The organism is Microbacterium sp. W1-4-2 (assembly GCF_058349885.2).
In genome coordinates, this window is record NZ_JBYRJC020000004.1 from 99,995 (window position 1) to 124,089 (window position 24,095).

The following is a 24,095-nucleotide window of genomic DNA, read 5'->3' on the forward strand; positions in this document are numbered from 1 at the left end:
CGCGCACTGGCTGCGCGAGCGGGGGATGGGCGCGAGCATCCTCGTCTCGGCCATCTCGACCGCGTTCGGCGTGATCCTGATCGCCGCGACCGGCTACATCGCGGCGATGCTGCGCGCGAATCCCTACATCGGCGACAGCCGCACGCTGGCGTTCGTGCTCGGCTTCCTCACGTTCGTGCTGGTCGGCGTAGCCGTCTACGTCGCCTCGATCGTCACCGCGAACACGTTCTCGACGGTCGTGGCCGGGCGCACGCAACGGATCGCGCTGCTGCGGCTGATCGGCGCGACCGCGCGTTCGCAGCGCGCCGAGGTCGCCCGGCAAGGGCTCGTGGTCGGCATGATCGGGGCTCTGGTGGGCCTGGTCGCCGGGGCCGCGGCATCCATCGTGGGCGTCGCCCTGGCCGACAGTGCGCTGCGGCTGCCGGACCTCGGGTACGTCGCCGTGCAGCCCATGCTGGCCGTGCCCGCCGTGATCGTGGCGCTGACCACATGGGCGGCCGCCTGGGCGGGCTCCCGCCGGGTGCTGACGGTCACACCGCTGCAGGCGCTCGGCTCGGCCGCCGAGGCGAGCCGTGACCAGGTCGCGCGCCGCTCGGTGCGCAACGGCTTCGCGATCGCTCTGTTCGCCGCGGGCGCGCTGCTTCTGGCCGGCGGGGTCGCGATCGGGCTGATCACGCCGCTGGGCGTCATCGTGTCGTTCGCCGGCGGCATCCTGTCGTTCACCGGCATCGTGCTGGGCGCCGCGCTGGTGATGCCGCCGCTGCTGCGGCTGGTCGGCCGGCTGTTCGGCCGATCGGCGGTGGCGCGCCTGGCCGCCGAGAACGCGATGCGCCATCCTGAGCGCTCGAGCCGCATGGCCATCGGCGTGGTCGTCGGGGTGACGCTCGTGACGATGTTCGCCGTGGCGATGGAATCGGCCAAGGCGGTGATGGCGGCCGCGGCCGGAGGCACGCTGCCGCCCGAGATGAGCTCGGTGATGGACGGGTTCGCCGGCGTCATGATGGGCCTCGTCGCCGTCTCGGCCGTGATCGCCGCCGTCGGGCTCGTGAACCTGCTGACCCTCGGGGTCGTGCAGCGGCGCCGCGAGCTCGGGCTGCTGCGGGCGCTCGGCCTGTCGACCGGTCAGGTGCGGCGGGTCGTGCTGCTCGAGGCCGCGCACATCTCGATCACCGCGGTGGTCACCGGCGTGGTGCTGGGCATCGCGTACGGATGGGCCGGGGCGCAGTCGGTGCTCGGCTCGATCGCCGCCGATCCCCACGGGGCCACCGCCGGGCTGGTCGTGCCCGCCGTGCCGGTGGCGCTGCTGGTCGTCGTCGTGGCGGCGACCGCGCTGCTCACGCTGGCCGCCGCCGTCACCCCGACGCGCCTGGCCACCCGGGTCACCCCGGTCGAGGCGCTCGCCGCGTAGAGATGGGATGCCGCGGCCCGACCGCGCTGTCGGGCCCGCGGCATCCCTCTTCCCTCGACGTCGATGCGGGTGCACGCTGTTACCCACCGGATCCAGGCCCGGTGCGAACGAGGAGGAGCCATGCAGATCGACATCATCGAACACGAGCCGCCTTACCGGGTCGGCGTCATCGTCGGCAGCCTGTCGCGCGAATCGATCAACCGCCGCCTCGCCGACGCGCTGGCCAAGCTCGCACCGCCGGAGTTCGCCTTCGAAGAGATCCCCTATGCAGATCTGCCCCTGTACAACCGGGACTTCGACGCGGACTACCCGCAGGTGGCGCGCGACTTCAAGGCGGCGGTGGATGCCGTGGATGCCCTGCTGTTCGTCACCCCGGAATACAACCGGTCGATCCCCGGCGCCCTGAAGAACGCCATCGACTGGGGCAGCCGGCCGTGGGGCCAGAACGTGTGGCACTGGAAGCCGGCCGCCGTGATCGGGGCGTCGGCGGGGCAGATCGGCACCGCGGTCGCGCAGCAGACGCTGCGGGCGACGCTGAGCTTCTTGAACGTGCGGCAGATGACCACGCCCGAGGCGTACATCCACTTCACGCCGGGGCTCGTGGACGACGACGGCAACGTGACCGTGCCCGGCACGGAGCAGTTCCTGCGGAACTTCGTCGCCGAGTTCTTCGACTACACGATGCGCGTGCTGGCGGTCGTGCCGCAGCGCTGAGGCTCGTCACTCGTGCTCGGGATCGTGCGCCCACGACGGGGCGAGCGCGCGCAGGCGGGCGGCCCGCCACTGCCACACCGACCACAGCACCGGCCACAGCACGGGCGCGGCGGCGCCGCCGATCACCAGGCGATCGCGCCAGAGCGTTCGGGTCGGGTCGCCAGGGGCCGGGCTCACGGCCATCTGGTGATCCCACACGTCGAGCGCGGCGAGGGGACCGGAGATCGGGATGCCGGTGTCCCGCAGGATCCGCACCCGCTGGCCGCGGTGCTGGCGTTCGCTGTCGCTGACGTCGATGAGCTGCCGGCCCAGCGGCACCGGACCCAGCGACAGTCCGACGATGGCCTCGTCGCCCGGCGTCCACGACGTCGGGAGGTCTGCGAGGGCGTCGGGGGTGACGAACGGACCGTCCAGCTCGGCGAGGGCCCGAGGCGAGTGCAGCGCGCGCCACGCCGCATCCGCGTCGCAATCGATCACGAGCTTGAGCAGGATGCGCATACTTCACCGTAGGCTTTCGGCGTGCCGCCTGCAGTCTCGCCGTTCGATCAGTCCTTCTTCCAGGTCAGCCTCGAGTCGGGGCGCGACGGCCTCGCACGGCTGGCGCCGGCCGACATCGTGGTCGTCGTCGACGTGCTGCGATTCAGCACGCAGGCGGTGGATGCCGCAGCCGCCGGACGCACGCTGGCCCTGGCCGGCGGCGAGTCGGTCAACGGCGCACCGGTCGCGGCTGCGGCATCCGGTGCCGTCGTCCTGGCCGGGTGCCTGCGGAACGCGCGCGCCGTGGCCCGGGCGATCGTCGACGAGCAGCACCGCCGGGGCGACCGGGTGCGCATCGCGGTGATCGCCGCGGGGGAGTCGAGAGATGCCTCGACCGTCCGCTTCGCCGTCGAAGACCAGCTGGGAGCCGGCGCGATCGTCGCCGCGCTCGGCGACCTCGGCATCGATCACACGTCGCCCGAGGCGGCGGTGGCGGGCGAGATGTTCCGGGCACTGCGCGGCGCCGTCCGGCACATGCTGCTGGCGAGCGGATCGGGGCAGGAGCTCGTCGATCGCGGGCTGCGCGGCGACGTGGTGCATGCGGCCGAGATCGACGCCGACCACACCGTGCCCGTGCTGCGCGACGGGGGATTCGTGCGGTTCGACCGCTGAACGATGTCTGCGCGGCCTCGCTCGATGTTCGGTGATCGGCGGGTCAGCGCGGCGTCATCGCGGCGAGGCGGGCGGCGGGGCTGATCTCGCGGCGGGTCCATGTGAACAGGTAGCGCGCGTCGAATCGGGGTGCGCACTTGACGCACGAGGTCTGGCGGGTCGGGCGCCGGTGCCGGTAGGCGAGGTGGCCCGCGGGGCACACGCCCACCCACGGCGCCAGCTCGGTCGCGGTCTCGCCGTCATGCGTCGTGCCGCCGACGTAGCCGAGCTCGCGGGCCACCCGCTTCCACGCCGGTCCGTGGCCCGCCGTCGGCCCTGCCAGCGCGTGCGCGACCTCGTGCAGCAGCGTCTGATGGTTGGCGTCGTCGTCGTATCGTGCCGCGAGGTATCGAGACACGCTGATGCGCTTATGCGTGTAGTTGCACAGTCCGGCCCGGCGCTTTGCGCTGTCGAACGCGAACGACCACGAGGCGTCAAGATGAAGGGCGATCAGCGCGTCCGCCCACCCGCGCACCCTCTGCAGTTCAGACATGAGCCGAGATTAGAACGTACCTACGACACCGTGCGCCGGTCAGACGGCGACCGACGACTCGAGATGGCGCCGTTCTGCGGCATCCACCGCCTGCAACGTCGATTGCAGCTGCTCTTCGGTGGCGCCGGCGTCCTGGCGGAGGAACAGTTCGCGCTTGAAGTCCTTGCGCGCGGCCTCGAAGTCACCGGCGTCGAAGTGCGTCTTGCCGCGATGCTGGTAGGCGAACGCGGCGATGCCGGGCCAGCCCTGCCCCTCGGCCTCGGCGGCGCAGGTCGTGATCTCGGCGATCGCCGCCGCGTAGGATCCGCGGTACTGCAGCACCGTCGCGTGCAGGATGCGTGCGCGCAGCAGGTCTTTGCGCGTGCCGGCCATGCGCGCCTCGCGCACCGCGTGCTCGGAGACGTCGAGCGCCTCGTCGAGCCGGTCGAGCACCTTCAGCAGCCATACCCGCTCGAGCAGATCGGGAAGGCTCCGCTGCCCCTCGATCTCGCGCAGCCGCTCCTCGCAGTGGCGGGGGTTGACGATCTCGCGCAGTGTCTGGGGGTCATACCCCTGGATAAAGCTCATCGTCCACTCCCTTCACGCATGATCCTCATCCAGTGTGCCTGACCTCGCTGTGGCGGAGCGCCGGACGCGCCGCGCTGCGCTTGCCCCGCGCCCGTCCCCGAGGCATCCCTCGTCTTCTCGAGGGGGAGGGCGAGGGGCGGGGTCAGCGCTCGAAGAGGGAGGAGCTGGGCTTCGGGGAGGGTCGGGACGTGGCATCCGTCACCGGTGGCGTGGAACCGGCGAACTCGTCGATCTCGCGGCCCTCGGCCACCTTCGCCGGGTGGGGGCCCGCCGCCATCAGCCGGGGCAGCCACTGCGTCGGCAGGGGCGCGGCCGACGCCGCGACCACGAGGTTGCCGAAGCGTCGGCCCTTCAGGGTCTGCACCTCGGCGAGCACGATCACGTGCTCGAGCACCGCGCGCACGGTCGCGACCTGGCCACGGGCGAACGCGAGCCCGGCGCCGTCGGCGACGTTGACCAGCAGCACTCCCTCGGGAGCGAGAAGACGGGATGCCGCGGTGTAGAACTCCACGGTCGTCAGATGCGCGGGGGTCTGGGCTCCGGCGTAGACGTCCGAGACGACGAGGTCTGCGGCGCCCGCAAGACTGGCCGGCAGCCGGCCGAGGCCCTCGCGCGCATCGCCGATGCGGACCCGGATCGCCGCCCCGCGCGGCAGCGGCAGGTGCTCGCGGACGAGATCCCACAGGGCGGGCTCGAGCTCGATCACCTGCTGCCGCGACCCGGGCCGCGTGTGCGCGACGTAGCGCGGGATCGTGAGCGCTCCGCCGCCCAGATGCACCGCCGTGAGGGGCTGTCCGGGCAGGCGCAGCTGGTCGATGACCGCGCCCATCCGGGCGACGTACTCGAAGTGCAGGTGCGTCGGATCGTCGAGGTCGACGTGCGACTGCGGCGTCTCGCCGACCATCAGCTCGGACCCGCTCGTGTAGGCACTGGGCACGACCCGGGCGATCGTGCCGTCGCTCAGCCGCGCCTGGGGCGCGTCGTCGTCGCGCTGCCTGGTCCTGCCCACGAGGCAACCGTACCGGGGCGGGCCGTGCCGCGACTCGGAGCGGGCCGCTGCGCAGTGGCCGCGATCCACCGTCCGCGGCGGCGTATCCGCCGATCCGCGTCCACTCGGTGCCGCGGCATCCATCCACCCGGCGCGGTCTGTTCAGAACTCCGCCAAAACCGGCCGCCGAGAGCCCCGATCGAGCGTTTGCGCGTCGATCGTGTCGATATCGGATGAGTTCTGAACCGAACGCGGCACGCGCCCGCGCGTTACCGTGGGCGTATGGACGTCATCGACCTGAACGCCGACCTCGGCGAGACCGTCGACGGGGTTCCCACCGCCGACGACGAGGCGATGTTCGCCGTGATCTCGAGCGCGAGCATCGCGTGCGGCGGGCATGCCGGAGACGCGGCGTCCATGCACGACGCCGCCGAGCGGGCCGCGCGCACGGGCGTCGCGGTGGGGGCGCACCCGTCGTATCCCGACCGGGCCAACTTCGGCCGCGTGGTGGTGACGCTCGAGCAGGCGGCGCTGCACTCGACCGTGACCGAGCAGCTCGACGCGCTCGCCGGGGCGGGCGCCGACGTCCGCTACGTCAAGCCGCACGGCGCCCTCTATCACCGCGCGGGGTCGGACGCCGAGACGGCCGAGGCCGTCGTGCAGGCGGTGGCCGAGCTCAGCGAACGGGCCGGCCGCGCCATCCCGATCCTCGCGCAGGGATCGGCGCTGGCCGAAGCGGCCGCCGCGACCGGCCTGCCGTTCTTCGTCGAGGCGTTCCTCGATCGCGGCTACCTCGCCGACGGCACCCTCGTCCCGCGCGGCGAGCCAGGCGACCTGCTGCACGATCCCGCCGTGGTCGCCGCCCGCGCGGTGCGCCTCGCGCGCGACGGCGAGGTCGAGGCCGTCGACGGCTCCGTGGTGCGGGTGGATGCCGCCTCCCTCTGCCTGCACGGAGACACGGCCGACGCGATCGCCATGGCCCGCGCCGTGCGCGCCGCGCTGGACGCCGCGGGGATCGCGGTGCGCGCGCCCTGGTGAGCCGGTGACATGATGCGCATTCTTCCGTTCGGCGATCGGGCCCTGCTGCTCGAGATCGAGGGCCCGGAGGCGCCCGGCGCCGACGCGATCGACGCGGTGCTGGCGCTGCACGCGCGGGTTGCGGCATCCCGAATCCCCGGCGTGGTCGACGTGGTGCCGGCGGCCCGCACGATCCTCGTGCACACGGCGCCCGGCGCACTGACCGAGGTGCGCGCCGGCATCGAACGGCTCGGCGCCGGGGAGGGGAGGGATGCCGCGGCCCCGGCGCCCCGCGAGGTCGAACTGGGCATCGTCTACCACGGGCCCGACCTGGCCTCGACCGCCGAACTGCTCGGAACGAGCGTCGAGGCGCTCGCGCGACGGCATGCCGCCACCACCTGGACGGTCGCGTTCACCGGGTTCGCGCCGGGCTTCGGCTATCTCGTCGGCGACGACTGGCCGTTCGACGTGCCTCGGCTGGAGAGCCCCCGCACCCGCGTGCCGGCAGGGTCGGTGGGCCTGGCGGCCGGCTTCTGCGGCGCCTACCCGCGGGCGACGCCCGGCGGCTGGCGCCTGATCGGCACGACCGACGCGCCCCTGTTCGCCCCCGACGCCGTCGAGCCCGTGCTGCTCGCGCCCGGTACCCGGGTGCGGTTCGTCGACCGCGGCGATGGCCGGGCGACGGCACGCGACGGTGCGGTCGCCGCCCCGCCCACGGCGGGTCGGGCCGAGAGAGTGTCGGCGGGCGATGGCGCGATCGACGTGCTCGAGCCGGGCCTGCTCGCCACGGTCCAGGACCTCGGCCGGCCGGGCCGGGCGAGCCTCGGCATCGCCGTGTCGGGGGCGCTCGACCGGGCGGCGCTGCGCGCCGCGAACCGCCTGGTGGGCAACGACGAGGATGCCGCGGCGCTGGAGATCACCATGGGCGGGTTCCGCGCCCGGGCCCGACGCGATCTGTGGATCGCGGTGACCGGCGGGTGGGGCACGATCCGCGTGGGCGGGCGGGAGGTCGACCCCGACGAGGCGGTCGCGTGGCCGGCGGGCGCCGAGCTGCACATCGACTGGTTCGCCCGCGGCGCCCGGGCGTACCTCGCCGTGCGCGGCGGCATCGACGCACCGGCCGTCGCAGGATCGCGTGCGACCGACACGATGGCCGGCCTCGGCCCCGCGCCGCTGCGCTCCGGCGACGAACTGGCCACGGCGGACGCGGCATCCACCCCCATTCCGCCGGCGGAGCCGGTGATGGCCACCGCCCCATCCGACGAGCTCGAGATCGTCGTGGCGCCCGGTCCGCGCGCCGACTGGTTCGCCGACGACGCGCGGGCCGCCCTGTTCGACACGGTGTGGACCGTGAGCGACCACGCCGACCGGGTCGGCATGCGGCTCGACGGCCCGCCGCTCGCGCGCGCCGCCGGGAGCGCCGACGAGCTGCCCAGCGAGGGCATGGTGCCCGGCGCGATCCAGGTGCCGCCGGGCGGCGCGCCGGTGATCCTGCTCGCCGACGGCCCGGTCACCGGCGGCTATCCCGTCATCGGGATCGTGGTCGACGCGGCGCTCGATCTGCTCGCACAGGCCCGGCCGGGCACCGTGATCCGGTTCCGCCACGCGCACCCGTTCTGACCCGGGCCGACCGGCGTGAGGTGCGCGCCCCGGCGCTCGGCGGTGAACTCGTCGGGATGCGCCGCGCGCAGCTCGTCGAGCAGGGCCGGGTGCACGGTGAACGCGTCGAGCTGACGAACTCGGACCCGCTGACCGGGTGTGCGGATCACGGACGTCTGTTCGGTCATGAATCCCCGTCACGATTCCCCCGGCGGGCGCCACGTTCTTCTGCGGGCACCGCGGTGCGGCCGTGCGCGGCGGATCTCCACCCGCGTCTCCACCCGTGGGTGGTGGGCAGGATGCTGCCGCCTGCCGACGCTGAAGACATGAACCTTCAACTCATCGGAGACATCGCCCTCGCGGCCATCCTGCTCGGATGGATCGGATACCGTCAGACGACCTGGCGACCCGTCTCGACCGCGGGGATGCTGCGCATGGCGGTGATCCTCGGCGTCGTCGGCGTCGGCCTGCTCGCACCGACGACGGCCGGTATCGGCGGACTCGACATCGCCGTCATGCTGGTCGAACTCGTGATCTCGCTCGGGATCGGCGCCTGGATGGGGGCGCTGGCCCGCTTCCGTCCGCTGGACCCGCCGGTGCCGGTCGGCCGATCGGGCCGGCTCGCGACCGTCGAGTCGCGCACCGGCTGGTGGGGGCTGGTCCTGTGGCTCGTGATGATCGCCGTGCGGATCGGGATGGATGCCGGGGCCGCCGCGCTCGGCGCCCACATCGCGAGCTCGACCGGCGTGATCCTGCTGATGCTCGCGGCCAACAGGCTGGCGCGCGGCGCGGCGATCGCGGCACGCGTGCAGCGCCTCACCGCCGTCGAGGCGTGAGCGGAACGAGGATGATGGAGCCATGAACGCTCGGCCGACGGGCCTCTCGGTCGCACTGACCGGCGTCGGGGTCGCTCTGCTGTCGTGGTGGCTGATCGCGATCGCCCGCCAGCATGTGCCGTCCTGGGCGACGGTGCTCGCGGCGATCGCGGTGGCCGCCTGGCTCGCCCGCACGCTGTGCGCGGCGCTCGCCGCGCGGCGCACAGCGCTGGCGGCGGCCGGGATCGCGATCCTCGCGGGCGCGCTCGCCGCAGCGGCGACGGACGGCACCGCGATCATCCCGGCGGCCGTATGCCTGCTGGTCGTCACGGCCGACGAGACGGTGCCGGCGCCCGTCGCGATCGGCGCGACCCTGGCGGCGATGGCAGCCGCCGCCGTCGGCGTCGTCCCGGCCCCGGTCACCGTGCCGGTCGTGCTGAGCATCGTGGGCGTTCTGGTGCTGTGCTGCCTGGGCGGGTTCAGCCGCCGGCAGGCGCGCACGGCGCAGCGGCAAGCCCAGGCGCTGCACGAGCGCGAGGTCGCCGCGCGTGAAGAGGCGGGGCGGGTCGCGATCGCGCGCGACCTGCACGACGTGCTGGCCCACAGTCTCGGGGGCCTCGTGGTGCAGCTGGACGCCGTCGACGCCCTGCTCGAAGCGGGGGATGCCGCAGCCGCCCGCCGGCGTGTCGTCTCGGCGCGTGCCCTGGCCGGTGCGGGCCTCGACGAGGCGCGGCGTGCCGTGGCGGCGCTCCGCGGTCCACGGACCGCGGCGTCGGCTCCGGTGGCTCCGGAAGAGCTCGCCGCGACCCTGGACGAGCTGCGGCGGGCGCACCGCTCGCTCGGCGGACGCATGACGTGGCACGAGACCGGACACCCGCGGCCGGTTCCGCAGCCGGTCGCCGTCGCGGTGGAGCACGCGCTGCGGGAGGCGCTGAGCAACGCGCGACGCCACGCCCCGGGAAGGCCGGTCGAGGTCCGGCTGGACTGGCGCGGTGAGGGTGAGGACGCGAGCCTGACCCTGACCGTCGTCAACGACCTCGCAGACGCGCTGGCGCCGGTGGCGACATCGGCGGCGGGCGGCGGCTACGGGCTCGTCGGCATGCGCGAGCGGTTCGCCGGGCTGGCCGCAGGCTCCGGTGCGGGCTCGGTCGAGTCCGGCGTGCGCGACGGACGCTTCACGGTGCGGGCGCACGTGCGGCTGGGCGCGGTGGATGCGGCCGGCCCAGGCGCGTCCGGCGCGTCCGGCGCGCGCGGCGCGAGCGAGGAGCGCCGCCCATGACCGATGCGCCCATCCGCGTGCTCGTCGCGGACGACCAGGCCATCGTCCGCGACGGGCTGGTCACCGTGCTCGGCCTGCTGCCGGACGTCGAGGTCGTGGGGGCCGCGGCCGACGGCGAGGAGGCCGTCGCGGTCGCCGTGGCACAGCGCCCCGACGTGGTGCTGATGGACCTGCGGATGCCGAGACTGGACGGCGTGGCGGCCACCGCGCGGATCACCGCCGACGTGCCCTCGGCGGCCGTGCTGGTGCTCACCACCTACGCCGACGACGAGTCGATCGTCGCCGCGCTGCGCGCCGGCGCGAGGGGATATCTGACGAAGGACGCCGGCCGGGTCGATCTGGCGGCGGCCGTGCGGGCCGTCGCGCACGGGCAGTCCACGTTCGGCGCCGACATCGGGGCGAAGGTCATCGGCGTGGTGACCGCCGCGGCCGCGGCATCCACCCCCGTCACCCCCGCGGGTGCACTCGAACGACGCTTCGCACAGCTCACCCCGCGCGAGGCCGAGGTGCTCGCGCTCGTGGCCGACGGACTCGACAACGGCGAGATCGCCGCGCGCCTGTACATCGGCCGGTCGACCGTCAAGACGCACATCAACGCGATCTTCGCCAAGCTCGGAGTGCGCGATCGGGCGCAGGCGATCGCGCTGGTCCGCTCGTGATCCGCGTCGACGGGATGCCGGGGCCGCGCCGACGGGTTATACCGCAGGAAGAGAAACTCGTCAAGAATCCAGCTGGACATGGCGCGTCGCACGACGTATAGTTGGTAGTTGCGCTCTGGTTCCCCCTGCCTTCATATGGTGGTCGGCTGTGCCTGTGTGCCCCCGCTGTGTCCCGAGGGATCCGTTTCCGGCGAAACGTGCTCCGATGGGCGGCGACGCGTGGCGCGCAGGGTTCGGGTACGAGAGCACGCCACCTGTCGACAAGGAACCGAAGCCCGCACCGGGCTCATGGAGGTTATCCCCTTGGCTGCTGCGCCCAACGCATCCACCACCACCCCCAAGAACGGACGCGGAGCTTCCCGCCTCTCGTTCGCCAAGATCTCCGACACGCTGACCGTCCCGGATCTGCTCGCCCTGCAGACCGAGTCGTTCGACTGGCTCATCGGCAACGACGCGTGGAAGGCGCGCGTGACCGAGGCCAAGTCCACCGGTCGCACCGACGTGCCCGAGTTCAGCGGCCTCGAGGAGATCTTCGAGGAGATCTCCCCGATCGAAGACCTCAGCGAGACCATGCAGCTGAGCTTCACCAACCCGTACCTCGAGCCCGAGAAGTACTCGATCGAAGAGTGCAAGGAGCGCGGCAAGACCTACGCCGCCCCGCTGTACGTCGAGGCCGAGTTCATGAACCACCAGACCGGTGAGATCAAGACCCAGACGGTCTTCATGGGCGACTTCCCGCTGCAGACCGACAAGGGCACGTTCATCATCAACGGCACCGAGCGCGTCGTCGTCTCGCAGCTCGTGCGTTCGCCCGGCGTCTACTTCGACAAGACGCCCGACAAGACCAGCGACAAGGACATCGTCTCGGCGCGCATCATCCCGAGCCGCGGTGCGTGGCTCGAGTTCGAGGTCGACAAGCGCGACCAGGTGGGCGTGCGCATCGACCGCAAGCGCAAGCAGTCCGTCACCGTGTTCCTGAAGGCACTGGGGCTGACCAGCGAAGACATCCTGAACGAGTTCGCCGGCTTCGAATCGATCGAGGACACGCTCAGCAAGGACACCGTGCTGACGCAGGAGGACGCCCTCCGCGACATCTACCGCAAGCTGCGCCCGGGCGAGCAGGTGGCCGCCGAGGCCGCCCGCAGCCTGCTGGACAACTTCTACTTCAACCCGAAGCGCTACGACCTCGCCAAGGTCGGCCGGTTCAAGATCAACCAGAAGCTGGGCCTGGAGGCCCCGCTGAGCGACTCGGTGCTGACCAAGGACGACATCGTCGCCACGATCAAGTACCTGGTCCGGCTGCACCGCGGCGACGTGACGTTCGAGGGCCGCCGCGGCGGCAAGGACGTCGAGATCCGCCTGGACGTCGACGACATCGACAACTTCGGCAACCGCCGCATCCGCGCGGTCGGCGAGCTCATCCAGAACCAGGTGCGCACCGGCCTCTCGCGCATGGAGCGCGTGGTCCGCGAGCGCATGACCACGCAGGACATCGAGGCGATCACCCCGCAGACCCTGATCAACGTGCGCCCCGTCGTGGCCGCGATCAAGGAGTTCTTCGGCACGTCGCAGCTGTCGCAGTTCATGGACCAGAACAACCCGCTCGCGGGCCTGACCCACAAGCGCCGCCTGTCGGCGCTGGGCCCCGGCGGTCTGTCGCGTGAGCGGGCCGGCGTCGAGGTCCGCGACGTGCACCCCTCGCACTATGGCCGGATGTGCCCGATCGAGACGCCGGAAGGCCCGAACATCGGCCTGATCGGCTCGCTCGCGTCGTTCGCCCGCATCAACGCGTTCGGCTTCATCGAGACGCCGTACCGCCGCGTCGTCGGCGGCAAGGTCACCGACCAGATCGACTACCTGACCGCCAGCGAGGAGAACGACTACATCGTCGCGCAGGCCGGCGCCGCGCTGAACAAGGACGGCTCGTTCGTCGAGGAGCGCGTGCTGGCCCGCCGCGGCCAGGGCGGCGAGGTCGACCTGTTCCACGCCGACGACATCGGGTACATGGATGTCTCGCCCCGCCAGATGGTGTCGGTGGCGACGTCGCTCATCCCGTTCCTCGAGCACGACGACGCGAACCGCGCGCTCATGGGCGCGAACATGCAGCGACAGGCCGTGCCGTTGCTGCGCAGCGAGTCGCCCGTGGTCGGCACCGGCATGGAGGGCTACACCGCGATCGACGCCGGTGACGTCATCACCGCGCAGAACGCGGGCGTGGTCTCCGAGGTCTCGGCCGACAAGGTGACCGTCCAGCTCGACGAGGGCGGCATCCAGGAGTACTACCTGCGCAAGTTCGACCGCTCGAACCAGGGCACGTGCTACAACCAGCGCGTGGTCGTCTCGGCGGGCGAGCGGATCGAGGCCGGCGAGGTCATCGCCGACGGTCCCGCCACCGAGAACGGCGAGCTGGCCCTGGGCAAGAACCTGCTCGTCGCGTTCATGACGTGGGAGGGCTACAACTACGAGGACGCGATCATCCTGAGCCAGAACCTGGTGAAGGACGACACGCTCTCTTCGATCCACATCGAGGAGTACGAGGTCGACGCCCGCGACACCAAGCTCGGCAAGGAGGAGATCACCCGCGACCTCCCCAACGTGAGCCCCGACCTGCTGAAGGACCTCGACGAGCGCGGCATCGTCCGCATCGGCGCCGAGGTGCGTCCCGGCGACATACTCGTCGGAAAGGTCACCCCGAAGGGCGAGACCGAGCTGTCGGCCGAGGAGCGCCTGCTGCGCGCGATCTTCAACGAGAAGAGCCGCGAGGTGCGCGACACGTCGCTGAAGGTGCCTCACGGTGAAGAGGGCACGATCATCGCGGTCAAGGAGTTCAACGCCGAGGACGGCGACGACGAGCTCGGCAGCGGCGTGAACCGTCGCGTCGTGGTCTACATCGCCCAGAAGCGCAAGATCACCGCGGGCGACAAGCTCGCCGGCCGCCACGGCAACAAGGGCGTCATCGCTCGCATCCTGCCGGTCGAGGACATGCCGTTCCTCGCCGACGGCACGCCGGTCGACGTCATCCTCAACCCGCTGGGCATCCCGGGCCGCATGAACTTCGGCCAGGTGCTCGAGACCCACCTCGGCTGGATCGCCAAGACCGGCTGGAAGGTCGAGGGCAACCCCGAGTGGGCCAAGGAGCTGCCGGAGTCGGCCCGCGAGGCGGCGCCCGGCACCAAGGTCGCCACCCCGGTGTTCGACGGTGCGCACGAGGAGGAGATCGCCGGTCTTCTGGACTCGACGCTCGTCACCCGCGACGGCGACCGCCTGATCGACGCGTCCGGCAAGACCACGCTGTACGACGGCCGCTCGGGTGAGCCGTTCCCGGCCCCGATCTCGGTCGGCTACATGTACATCCTGAAGCTGCACCACCTCGTGGACGACAAGATCCACGCGCGCTCGACGGGTCCGTACTCGATGATCACGCAGCAGCCGCTGGGTGGTAAGGCGCAGTTCGGCGGTCAGCGTTTCGGTGAGATGGAGGTGTGGGCCCTCGAGGCCTACGGCGCCGCGTACGCGCTCCAGGAGCTCCTGACGATCAAGTCCGACGACATCCTCGGCCGCGTGAAGGTGTACGAGGCCATCGTCAAGGGCGAGAACATCTCCGAGCCCGGCATTCCCGAGTCCTTCAAGGTGCTCATGAAGGAGATGCAGTCGCTCTGCCTGAACGTCGAGGTGCTCTCGGCCGACGGCACGGCGGTCAACCTCCGTGACACGGATGACGAGGCCTTCCGCGCAGCCGAAGAGCTGGGCATCAACATCTCCAGCCGGTTCGAGTCGTCGTCGATCGACGAGATCTGAACCCGGTCAGGCAAACGCAAGATTCAAGGCACACAGGAGAACTAGTGCTCGACGCAACAACTTTCGATGAGCTTCGCATCGGCCTGGCCACCGCCGACGACATCCGTCGTTGGTCCTACGGCGAGGTCAAGAAGCCCGAGACCATCAACTACCGCACCCTGAAGCCCGAGAAGGACGGTCTGTTCGGTGAGCAGATCTTCGGGCCTTCCCGCGACTGGGAGTGCGCGTGCGGCAAGTACAAGCGCGTCCGGTTCAAGGGCATCGTCTGCGAGCGCTGCGGCGTGGAGGTCACCAAGTCCTCCGTCCGCCGTGAGCGGATGGGCCACATCGAGCTGGCCGCCCCGGTCACGCACATCTGGTACTTCAAGGGCGTCCCGTCGCGCCTGGGCTACCTGCTGGACATGGCTCCGAAGGACCTCGAGAAGGTCATCTACTTCGCCGCCTACATGGTCATCTCGGTCGACGAGGAGGGCCGCCACCGCGACCTGCCCACGCACGAGAACAACCTCCGCCTGGAGATGAAGACCATCGCGGACCGTCGCGACTCGCGCGTGGCCGCCCGTCTGCAGAAGCTGGAAGAGGACCTCGCGGCCCTCGAGGCCGAAGGCGCCAAGGCCGACCAGAAGAAGAAGACGAAGGATGCCGCCGAGAAGGAGATGGCATCCATCCGCAAGAACGCCGACGAGCAGATCGCCAAGCTCGAGCGCGTGTGGGAGGACTTCCGCACGCTCGAGGTGGGCGCCCTCAAGCCCGAGGACGACGTGTTCCACGAGCTGCAGGACCGCTTCGGCCAGTACTTCGAGGCCTACATGGGCGCCGAGTCGATCCAGCGCCGCCTGCAGGCGTTCGACCTGGCCGCCGAGGCCGAGAGCCTGCACCTGCAGATCGCCGAGGGCAAGGGTCAGCGCAAGATCCGCGCGATCAAGCGCCTGAAGGTCGTGAACTCGTTCCTGTCGACGGGCATGAGCCCGGCATCCATGGTGCTCGACGTCGTGCCGGTGATCCCGCCGGAGCTGCGCCCGATGGTGCAGCTGGACGGTGGCCGCTTCGCGACCAGCGACCTGAACGACCTGTACCGCCGCGTGATCAACCGCAACAACCGCCTGCGTCGCCTGATCGACCTCGGTGCCCCCGAGATCATCGTGAACAATGAGAAGCGGATGCTGCAGGAGGCCGTGGACGCCCTGTTCGACAACGGCCGCCGCGGCCGCCCGGTCACCGGTACCGGCAACCGCGCGCTCAAGTCGCTGTCCGACATGCTCAAGGGCAAGCAGGGCCGGTTCCGTCAGAACCTGCTCGGCAAGCGCGTGGACTACTCGGGCCGTTCGGTCATCATCGTCGGCCCGACGCTGAAGCTGCACCAGTGCGGTCTGCCCAAGCAGATGGCCCTCGAGCTGTTCAAGCCGTTCGTGATCAAGCGCCTCATCGACCTGGGTCACTCGCAGAACATCAAGGCAGCCAAGCGCGCCGTCGAGCGCACCCGCCCCGAGGTGTGGGACGTGCTCGAGGAGATCATCCGCGAGCGCCCCGTGCTGCTCAACCGTGCCCCCACGCTGCACCGCCTGGGCATCCAGGCCTTCGAGCCGCAGCTGGTCGAGGGCAAGGCCATCCAGCTGCACCCGCTCGTGTGCGCGGCGTTCAACGCCGACTTCGACGGTGACCAGATGGCCGTGCACCTGCCGCTGTCGGTCGAGGCGCAGGCCGAGGCCCGCATCCTCATGCTGGCGTCGAACAACATCCTGAAGCCGTCGGACGGCCGCCCGGTGACCCTGCCCTCGCAGGACATGATCATCGGTCTGCACCACCTGACGACGATCAAGGAGGGCGCGGCCGGTGAGGGTCGTGTGTTCGGCTCGGTCGGCGAGGCGATCCTCGCCCGCGACGAGGGCACGCTCGACCTGCAGGCCAAGGTCCGCATCCGCATCCCGGGTCTGACCTTCCTCGAGGGCGAAGCCCCCGAGGGGTATGGGGACGTCCTCAATGGTGACGGGACCATCGATAAGAAGGGCCACGGACTCGTGGACGCCTCGCTCGGCCAGGCGATCTTCAACGACACCCTGCCCAAGGGGTACCCGTTCGTGCGCGAGCAGGCCGACAAGGGCAAGCTGTCGCAGATCGTCAACAAGCTCGCCGAGGAGTACCCGAAGGTCGTCGTGGCAGCCGCGCTCGACGCGATCAAGGACGCCGGCTTCTACTGGGCCACCCGCTCGGGTGTCACGGTCGCGCTGAGCGACATCCTGACCCCGCCCACCAAGGGCGAGATCGTCGCGAAGTACGAGAAGCAGGCGGCGAAGGTCCAGGGCCAGTACGAGAAGGGTCTGACCACCGACGCCGAGCGCCGGCAGGAGCTCATCAAGATCTGGACCGAGGCGACCGACGAGGTCCAGAAGGCGATGCGCGACAACTTCCCGGCCGACAACACCATCAACCGCATGGTGTCGTCGGGTGCGCGAGGCAACTGGCTGCAGATCCGCAACATCGCGGGTATGCGCGGCCTGGTGAACAACCCGAAGGGTGAGATCATCCCGCGCCCGATCATCTCCTCGTACCGCGAGGGGCTGAGCGTCGCCGAGTACTTCATCGCGACCCACGGTGCCCGCAAGGGTCTGGCCGACACCGCTCTGCGCACGGCCGACTCGGGTTACCTGACCCGACGTCTGGTCGACGTGTCGCAGGACGTCATCATCCGCGAAGAGGACTGCGGCACGACCAAGGGCCTCGAGTTCACGATCGCGACCCCCGACTCGTCGGGCGCGCTCGTGCGCGACGCGAACGTCGAGAACTCGGTGTTCGCGCGGACCCTCGCCACCGACGTGGTCGCCGAGAACGGCGACGTCCTCGCCGAGGCCGGTCAGGACGTCGGCGACGTGCTGATCAACCGCCTGGTCGAGGCCGGCGTCACCACCATCAAGGTGCGCTCGGTGCTGACCTGTGACTCGGCAGTCGGCGTGTGCGCGAAGTGCTACGGCCGCTCGCTCGCCACCGGCAAGATCGTCGACATCGGCGAGGCCGTGGGCATCATCGCGGCCCAGTCGATCGGCGAGCCCGGCACGCAGCTGACGATGCGTACGTTCCACACCGGTGGTTCGGCCTCGGCGGACGACATCACGCAGGGTCTGCCCCGCGTGCAGGAGCTGTTCGAGGCGCGCACTCCGAAGGGCGCGTCGCCGATCGCCGAGAGCGACGGCCGGATCACGATCGACGAGACGGAGAAGACCCGCAAGGTCATCCTGACTCCCGACAACGGCGACGAGCCGCACGTGTACCCGGTGCTCAAGCGCGCGACGCTGCTGGTCGAGGACGGCCAGCACGTCTCGGTGGGCCAGCCGCTGCAGGTCGGCACGCTCGACCCGAAGGAGATCATGCGCGTGCAGGGTGCGCGCGAGGTGCAGAAGTACCTCGTGGGCGGCGTGCAGGGCGTCTATCGGTCGCAGGGTGTGCCGATCCACGACAAGCACATCGAGGTCATCGTGCGCCAGATGCTGCGCAAGGTCACCGTCGTCGACCACGGCGAGACCGAGCTGCTGCCCGGTGAGCTGGTGGACTCGCGCCGCTTCATCGACATCAACCGTGCGTCGGTCGCCGAGGGCAAGCGTCCCGCGTCGGGCCGCCCGGAGCTGATGGGCATCACGAAGGCGTCGCTGGCGACCGAGTCGTGGCTGTCGGCCGCGTCGTTCCAGGAGACGACGCGCGTGCTGACCCAGGCCGCGATGGAGGGCAAGAGCGACCCGCTCGTGGGCCTGAAGGAGAACGTGATCATCGGAAAGCTGATCCCCGCGGGCACCGGACTGACCAAGTACCGGAACGTGGTGGTCGAGGCGACCGAAGAGGCCAAGAGCGAGCGGTACCCCAACCGCATCTTCGCCTCGGACGGCGCGTACAGCGACGCCGACCTGAGCTATGTCGACTTCGACAGCTTCTCGACGGACGACTTCACGCCCGGCCAGTACAACTGACAGGTGACGGGATGCCTCGACTCGAGGCATCCCGTCATCCGAAGGCCCTCGGCATCGCGCCGGGGGCCTTCGTCGTCGGTGCAGGTGCGGGCGGGTTGCTCAGCGCCACGGCCCGGTGGTGGACGTACCGTGGAACCAAGGGGGTGAACGGGGATGATCGGGGGTCGTTCAGGCTGGATCGCCTGGCCGGCGGGGGTGCTGTGCCTGGGCGTTGTGGCGGGACTCGTGTGGCTGGCCGCGCCCGGTGTGCCGGCCGCCGTGCAGTTCGTCGGCGACGTGCTGCGCTCGGCGTCGCAGCCCCGCTCGGACGCGGCATCCTCTCCCCGTCCCATCGAGAGCATCGGCACCGCGCTGACCGACGACTGCCGGTCGTTGTACCCCGACGGACTGTGGTCGCAGCTGACGTGGCAGCCGCACGTCGTCCTGAATCAGACGCAGGATGCGCCCGACACCTCGGCGGCCACCGTCCGCGATGCGCTCCAGCCCGACGTGCTCATGACCTGCACCTGGCGCGAGTCGGGCGGCGGGACGGTCACGACGACGCTGGCGCGGGTGGATGCCGAAGCCGCCGCGATCGCGCAGCCGGGCTTCGCCGGCCAGGGCTTCGTCTGCGCCGGGTCGGGCGACGGCGTGCAGTGCACGAAGACCGCGGGCGAGACCGCCGAGGTCGAGATCGTGCGCGGCGGCATGTGGCTGTCGACGATCGAGCGGCAGTGGCATCCCGCCCGATACACCGAGCAGCTCGTGCAGCGACTCTGGCCGTGACCGGGGGCTACGGCACCTCCCACGTGTGCACGGGCGCGTTCGCGTGCATGCCCTCGGTGTAGCGCACGAGCATCTCGGCCAGCGCGCGGTCGCGGCCCATGCCGCGGTTCTCGAGCGCCTGCACGGTCGCGACCTGCCACGAGGCGCCGTTGACGCGGCGCTTCGCGCGCTCCTCGATGATCGACAGATACCGGTCGCGTACTGCCGCCGAGACGTTCCAGCGCGACAGGCCCTCGTCGGCCAATGGCAGCAGGCGCCGCAGCAGCAGCTCGTCCCAGGGCACCGCCCCGATCCCCGGCCAGTAGAACACCGAGTCGATGCCGCGCCGGGCGCCCTCGGTGAAGTTCGAGTGCGCGGCGTCGAAGCTCATCTTCGTCCAGATCGGGCGGTCCTCGGTGGCCAGCATCCGCACCACGCCGTAATAGAAGGCTGCGTTGGCCATGACATCCACCACCGTCGGCCCCGCCGGCAGCACGCGGTTCTCGACCCGCAAGTGCGGTCGGCCGTCGACCACGTCGTAGATCGGCCGGTTCCACCGGTACACCGTGCCGTTGTGCAGCCGCAGCTCCTGCAGCCGCGGCGCACGGCCGGCGGCGAACTCGGCCTCGGGGTCCTCGTCGGTGGTCTCGGGCAGCAAGGCCGGAAAGTACCGCACGTTCTCTTCGAACAGGTCGAAGATGCTCGTCACCCACCGCTCGCCGAAGAACACCGGCGGGCGCACGCCCTGGTTGCGCAGCTCGGGCGAGCGCGTGTCGGTGGCCTGCAGGAACAGCTCGGTGCGCGTCTCGGCCCACAGCCGCTTGCCGAACAGGAACGGCGAGTTCGCGCCCAGCGCCAGCTGGGGTCCGGCGATCACCTGGGCGGCGTTCCAGTACGCGGCGAACTCGGCCGGCGCGACCTGCAGATGCAGCTGCACCGAGGTGCACGCCGATTCGGGCGCGATCGTCGGCGAGTACATCCGCAGCGACTCGGCGCCGGCGATGTCGAGCTCGAGGTCCTCGCGCCGTGCGGCGAACACGGCGTCGTCCAGGGCGGCGTACCGGGGATTCGCGCTCATCCAGTCGCCCTGCAGGTGCTCGGGGCGCAGAGTGGGCAGGATGCCGATCATCACGATGCTCGCATCGGCCTCGCGGGCCCGCTTCTGGGCCTGGTTCATCGAAGAGCGCAGCAGCTCTTCGAGATCCAGGGCGGAGTCGCCCGGCAGCGGCCGGGGCGGCACGTTCAGCTCGATGTTGTAGCGCCCGAGCTCGGTCTGGAACGCGGGGTCGGCGATCGCCGCGAGCACCGCGGCGTTGGCCATCGCCGGCTGCCCGTCGCGCCGAACCAGGTTCAGCTCGATCTCGAGGCCCGTCAGCGGCCGCTCGAACTCGAACGCGTGGCCGCCCAGCATCTGCTCGAACACGTCCAGGCAACGCTGCACCTTCGCGCGGTACTGCTTGCGCTGCTCGCGCGTGAAGATCGGGGAGGCGATGTCATCACCCATGGCGACTCCCTTGCTGCGATGCCGTGGCCGAAGCCGCGGGCCGGGCGCCTGCAGCGGCGCGGATTTCGTGTGGCATGAGCTAAGCACAACGCCGCCCCACGCGACAGACCGCGTTGGCGGCGGGGCGGTGTCGGCCGCGGTCACCGTCTACGCTGGGGCACAGGGCTGCATGCGCAGGCCGTGCGCCCGGGAACGACGACGCAGATGACCACAACGCCTTCGGGACAGGATGCCGCGGCCCTCGCGGCTGCTCCCGCCAGTGCCGTCGACCCCGGGGCCGGTCATGGGCCGGCCTGGCTGGACGCGGTGCTCGCAGAGCATCTGCCCGCGATGATCGCGCTGCGCCGCCGTCTGCACTCGCACCCGGAGCTGTCGCGGCACGAGATCGAGACGACCGCCCTGATCCACGACACCCTCACCGTGGCCGGGATAGCGTCGCAGGTGCTCCCCGGGGGCACCGGCCTCGTCGCCGACGTCACCGGGGGCGCCCCGGGGCGGGTGGTCGGCCTGCGCGCCGACGTCGACGCGCTGCCGGTGACCGAGGCCAGCGGCCTGCCGTTCGCCTCGACGGTTCCCGGGGTCGCGCACGCGTGCGGCCACGACGTGCACACGACGGTGCTGCTGGGAGCGGCCCTCGCGCTGCGCGCGGCACCCCGGTTCGCCGGCACGGTGCGGCTGCTGTTCCAGCCGGCCGAAGAGGTCATGCCCGGCGGCTCGCACCAGCTCGTCGCCAGCGGCGCGATGCAGGACGTCGACTGCGTGTTCGCGTTGCACTGCGACCCGCGGGTGCCGGTGGGGCAGCTCGGCCTGCGGGTGGGCCCGATCACCTCGGCGTGCGACGTGATCGAGCTCGACGTGCAGGGCCCCGGCGGGCACACCTCTCGCCCGCATCTGACCGTCGACGTCGTCGGCGCGCTGGCGGCGGTCGCGGCCCGGCTGCCGATGCTCGTGAACCGGCGGCTCGACCCTCGATCGGGTGCGCTGCTGGTGTGGGGAGCAGTCCGGGCGGGCGAGGCATCCAACGTCATTCCCCGGCAGGGCTCGCTGCGGGGAACCCTGCGGATCATGGACCGCGCGGCCTGGGACCTCGCCGAGCCGATCGTGACCGAGCTGGTCGGGCAGATCCTGGCGCCGAGCGGCGCGCAGTACCACCTGACCTATGTGCGCGGCGTGCCGCCCGTGGTCAACGACGCCGCGTCGGTCGACGTGCTGCGGCGGGCCATCGGCGCCGCCGTCGGCGAGGGGGCGATCGTCGAGGCCGAGCAGTCCACCGGCGGCGAGGACTTCGCCGTGCTGCTCGACCACGCGCCCGGGGCCCTCGCCCGGCTCGGGGTGTGGGACGGGCTCGAGCCGCGGGTCGATCTGCACTCGGCCGAGTTCCGCGCCGACGAGCGGGCGATCCCGGTCGGCGTGCGCACGCTCGTGCACACCGCGCTGGCCGCCCTCGCCGGCGCTTGACCCGGCCTGGTCGGCCCGGCCGGCCGCTGTGGGCCGTTGTCGGCGTGCAGAACTCCGGTGCGACGCGTCAGCCGAACAGATGCGAGACGATGCTGGCGGTGTACCCGTTGGGGGCGAGGTTCGAGTAATGGGTGTCGATGACGATGTCGTCGCGCCAGAACCAGGTGCGGCCGTCGGTGACCGGATAGGTCTTGTTCGGCCAGGTCTTCTCGCATCGCGTGCCGCTCTGCGAGTCGTAGCATCCGTAGCCGTTCGTGCGCAGGCCGCCTTCGACGGTCGCCGCGCTCTCGCGATCGGTGCGCGAGATCTGGGTCCACAGGCTCGTCGTGTCGGCGACGGGATCGGCCCAGACGCAGATCAGTGACCCGTCCGGCTGCACGCCGGTGGCACCGCCGAACGCCGGGTCGTTCAGCGGCACGCCCTTCAGCTGCAGCAGCACGTCGGGTGACAGGATCGCCCGGCAGTCGGTCGGCAGAGCCACCGGCTCGGCGGTCGGCGTGGGCCAGTCGGTGGGTGCCGGGGTGGGCGAGACGCTGGTCGTCGCCGCGCTGCGAGGGGCGGCGTCGGGAGCGCATGCCGCCAGCGGCATGACTCCGAGAAGAAGGGATGCCGCAACCCCGGCGACGATGGCGAGCCTGCGCATGCAGACACTCTAAGTCGGGCCCGACGAGGCGGCGGGAGCGACCCGGTGACGATCGGATGACGATCCTGCGAGGTCGGCGAAAACCGGCATGGCTGCGCCCTCGGGTCGGAGCCCGAGGGTAGCCTCGCACGTGTGGGGACCGTCCCCGTGTGAGGAGTCCGACCATGAGTGATCCCCAGGAGCCGGTCGGCGAGCCCGTCGAAGAACCGACGCCCGTCGGCGACATGGTGAGTCAGGCGCACGAGGGTCTCGCAGACGCCGAGGCCGCCGGCCGCGACGCGGTGGATGCCACGCCCGCATCGTCCGCAGACGATGCGGCCTCGAACGGCACCGCCGACGGCGCTTCCGCAGCCGACACCGCACAGTCCGCAGAGCATGCGCAGTACGCAGAACACGGCGAGTACGCGGTGCCGGAGTCTGCCGGATACGACGGGCCCGCCGAGAGATACAACGGCGTCGCAGGCGAGGCCGAGACCTCTGCCGGCGAGCCCGCGTTCACCACCCCCGGGCTGAACGACGCCTACACGGCCGACCAGCAGAACGCGTACGCGGCCGAGCATGAGAACGTCTCCGCGACTGATCGCGAGGCGCCGGCGACCGAGCCCGTACAGGACGACTATGCGGCAGCGACCGCGGCCGGCGCCGCCGGTGCGGCTGCGACGTCCACTCCCGCCGGGTCGCCGACGCTGAACCAGGGGCAGCCGATCTTCGTGCAGGCGCCCGAAGAGCCGCGGCCCCGCGGCAACCGTGCCGCCGCGGGCGGCATCGGGGTGATCGCGGCGATCTGCTTCGCGGCGCTCTACCTCGCCGCGGACCTCGTGATCGCGATCGTCCAGGGCAAGGTCGGGGGCGCGGCGGCCGGCACCTGGCTCATCGACCAGCTCGGCACGTGGAGCCTGTGGGTGCCCACCGCGGTGTTCTTCCTCGCGTTCTGGCTACTCGGGGCCATCGTCAACCGCGGCCGTTGGGGCGTGTGGGTGATCTTCGGGCTGCTCGTCGGGCTCGCCGCCTACGGCGGGCACATCCTCGGCCAGCTGTTCGAGGCGCCGTTCTGGAACGTCACCGTCGACGAGGGCGTCAAGATCGCCCAGGACCAGCTGTTCGCCCCGCTGGCGATCGCCGCGTTCGTGATCGGCCGCGAGCTGACGATCTGGTTCAGCGCGTGGGTCGCCGCGCGCGGCAGGCGCATGACCGAGCTGAACCTCGAGGCGCAGCGCGAGTACGAGCGCACGATCGAGGCGGGTCCGCAGCTGGCGCGCTGATCC

At 71.3% G+C, this 24,095-nt stretch carries 19 protein-coding genes; 13 read left to right on the forward strand and 6 right to left on the reverse strand.

Translation table 11 applies throughout. The features are described 5' to 3' along the window. The first annotated feature begins 25 nt into the window (after positions 1–25). Together AC3RX0_RS15760 and AC3RX0_RS15765 are read left to right on the forward strand one after the other, a co-directional pair. Positions 26–1,408 (forward strand): FtsX-like permease family protein, encoded by a 1,383-nt coding sequence (locus AC3RX0_RS15760; RefSeq protein ID WP_491506989.1) that lies wholly within the window; start codon positions 26–28, stop codon positions 1,406–1,408. Positions 1,409–1,528: 120 nt separating this feature from the next. Then, positions 1,529–2,122: an NADPH-dependent FMN reductase gene (locus AC3RX0_RS15765; protein WP_491506953.1), complete on the forward strand. Its 594-nt coding sequence runs from the start codon at positions 1,529–1,531 to the stop codon at positions 2,120–2,122. Positions 2,123–2,128: 6 nt separating this feature from the next. On the opposite strand, the gene AC3RX0_RS15770 is transcribed toward AC3RX0_RS15765, so the two are convergent. Continuing rightward, on the reverse strand, positions 2,129–2,620 hold the full coding sequence (locus AC3RX0_RS15770) for a hypothetical protein (protein WP_491506954.1): 492 nt from the start codon (positions 2,618–2,620) through the stop codon (positions 2,129–2,131). Between the two features lie 21 nt (positions 2,621–2,641). Between AC3RX0_RS15770 and AC3RX0_RS15775 the strand changes: the two genes are divergently transcribed. After that, positions 2,642–3,271 carry a 2-phosphosulfolactate phosphatase gene (locus AC3RX0_RS15775; RefSeq protein WP_491506955.1) on the forward strand — a complete coding sequence of 210 codons (630 nt, stop codon included), beginning with the start codon at positions 2,642–2,644 and terminating at the stop codon, positions 3,269–3,271. A 43-nt stretch (positions 3,272–3,314) separates the two neighbouring features. Here the strand turns inward: AC3RX0_RS15775 and AC3RX0_RS15780 are convergent, their stop codons facing one another. From AC3RX0_RS15780 to AC3RX0_RS15790, 3 genes are all read right to left on the reverse strand, one after another. Beyond that, positions 3,315–3,803: a SprT-like domain-containing protein gene (locus tag AC3RX0_RS15780; RefSeq protein WP_491506956.1), complete on the reverse strand. Its 489-nt coding sequence runs from the start codon at positions 3,801–3,803 to the stop codon at positions 3,315–3,317. Positions 3,804–3,842: 39 nt separating this feature from the next. Next, positions 3,843–4,370, reverse strand: a complete 528-nt coding sequence (locus tag AC3RX0_RS15785) for a hypothetical protein (protein WP_491506957.1) — start codon at positions 4,368–4,370, stop codon at positions 3,843–3,845. A gap of 142 nt (positions 4,371–4,512) precedes the next feature. After that, positions 4,513–5,379: a spermidine synthase gene (locus AC3RX0_RS15790; protein ID WP_491506958.1), complete on the reverse strand. Its 867-nt coding sequence runs from the start codon at positions 5,377–5,379 to the stop codon at positions 4,513–4,515. Positions 5,380–5,640: 261 nt separating this feature from the next. Between AC3RX0_RS15790 and AC3RX0_RS15795 the strand changes: the two genes are divergently transcribed. The 8 genes from AC3RX0_RS15795 to AC3RX0_RS15830 all read left to right on the forward strand — a co-directional run bounded on the left by AC3RX0_RS15795 (position 5,641) and on the right by AC3RX0_RS15830 (position 19,246). Continuing rightward, positions 5,641–6,396 (forward strand): 5-oxoprolinase subunit PxpA, encoded by a 756-nt coding sequence (locus tag AC3RX0_RS15795; RefSeq protein ID WP_491506959.1) that lies wholly within the window; start codon positions 5,641–5,643, stop codon positions 6,394–6,396. A 9-nt stretch (positions 6,397–6,405) separates the two neighbouring features. Beyond that, positions 6,406–7,995: a 5-oxoprolinase subunit B/C family protein gene (locus AC3RX0_RS15800; protein ID WP_491506960.1), complete on the forward strand. Its 1,590-nt coding sequence runs from the start codon at positions 6,406–6,408 to the stop codon at positions 7,993–7,995. 305 nt (positions 7,996–8,300) lie between these two features. Further along, entirely contained in the window at positions 8,301–8,810 is a 510-nt protein-coding gene (locus AC3RX0_RS15805) for a hypothetical protein (protein WP_491506961.1), read from the forward strand. Positions 8,811–8,832: 22 nt separating this feature from the next. Continuing rightward, positions 8,833–10,068: a sensor histidine kinase gene (locus AC3RX0_RS15810; protein ID WP_491506962.1), complete on the forward strand. Its 1,236-nt coding sequence runs from the start codon at positions 8,833–8,835 to the stop codon at positions 10,066–10,068. Then, positions 10,065–10,727, forward strand: a complete 663-nt coding sequence (locus tag AC3RX0_RS15815) for a response regulator transcription factor (RefSeq protein ID WP_491506963.1) — start codon at positions 10,065–10,067, stop codon at positions 10,725–10,727. Before AC3RX0_RS15810 ends, AC3RX0_RS15815 begins: the two co-directional genes overlap by 4 nt. Before the next feature lie 303 nt (positions 10,728–11,030). Continuing rightward, positions 11,031–14,525, forward strand: coding sequence for a DNA-directed RNA polymerase subunit beta (gene rpoB, locus AC3RX0_RS15820; protein ID WP_491506964.1), 3,495 nt, complete (start codon positions 11,031–11,033; stop codon positions 14,523–14,525). A 44-nt stretch (positions 14,526–14,569) separates the two neighbouring features. After that, positions 14,570–18,481: a DNA-directed RNA polymerase subunit beta' gene (locus tag AC3RX0_RS15825; protein ID WP_491506965.1), complete on the forward strand. Its 3,912-nt coding sequence runs from the start codon at positions 14,570–14,572 to the stop codon at positions 18,479–18,481. Between the two features lie 153 nt (positions 18,482–18,634). Next, positions 18,635–19,246, forward strand: a complete 612-nt coding sequence (locus tag AC3RX0_RS15830) for a hypothetical protein (protein ID WP_491506966.1) — start codon at positions 18,635–18,637, stop codon at positions 19,244–19,246. A gap of 7 nt (positions 19,247–19,253) precedes the next feature. Here AC3RX0_RS15830 and AC3RX0_RS15835 read toward each other — a convergent pair whose 3' ends face one another. Beyond that, the gene (locus AC3RX0_RS15835; protein WP_491506967.1) at positions 19,254–20,729 is read right to left on the reverse strand and encodes a glutamate-cysteine ligase family protein; all 1,476 of its coding nucleotides are present in this window, start codon (positions 20,727–20,729) and stop codon (positions 19,254–19,256) included. Positions 20,730–20,933: 204 nt separating this feature from the next. Here AC3RX0_RS15835 and AC3RX0_RS15840 point away from each other — a divergent pair, with 204 nt between their 5' ends. Next, a complete protein-coding gene (locus AC3RX0_RS15840) occupies positions 20,934–22,187 on the forward strand; it encodes an amidohydrolase (RefSeq protein WP_491506968.1) in 1,254 nt (417 codons plus the stop codon). 67 nt (positions 22,188–22,254) lie between these two features. Here AC3RX0_RS15840 and AC3RX0_RS15845 read toward each other — a convergent pair whose 3' ends face one another. Continuing rightward, positions 22,255–22,830, reverse strand: a complete 576-nt coding sequence (locus tag AC3RX0_RS15845; RefSeq protein ID WP_491506969.1) for a hypothetical protein — start codon at positions 22,828–22,830, stop codon at positions 22,255–22,257. A gap of 164 nt (positions 22,831–22,994) precedes the next feature. Here AC3RX0_RS15845 and AC3RX0_RS15850 point away from each other — a divergent pair, with 164 nt between their 5' ends. After that, complete coding sequence (locus tag AC3RX0_RS15850) at positions 22,995–24,092, forward strand: prolipoprotein diacylglyceryl transferase (RefSeq protein ID WP_491506970.1); 1,098 nt, start codon at positions 22,995–22,997, stop codon at positions 24,090–24,092. The last annotated feature ends 3 nt before the right edge of the window (positions 24,093–24,095 follow it).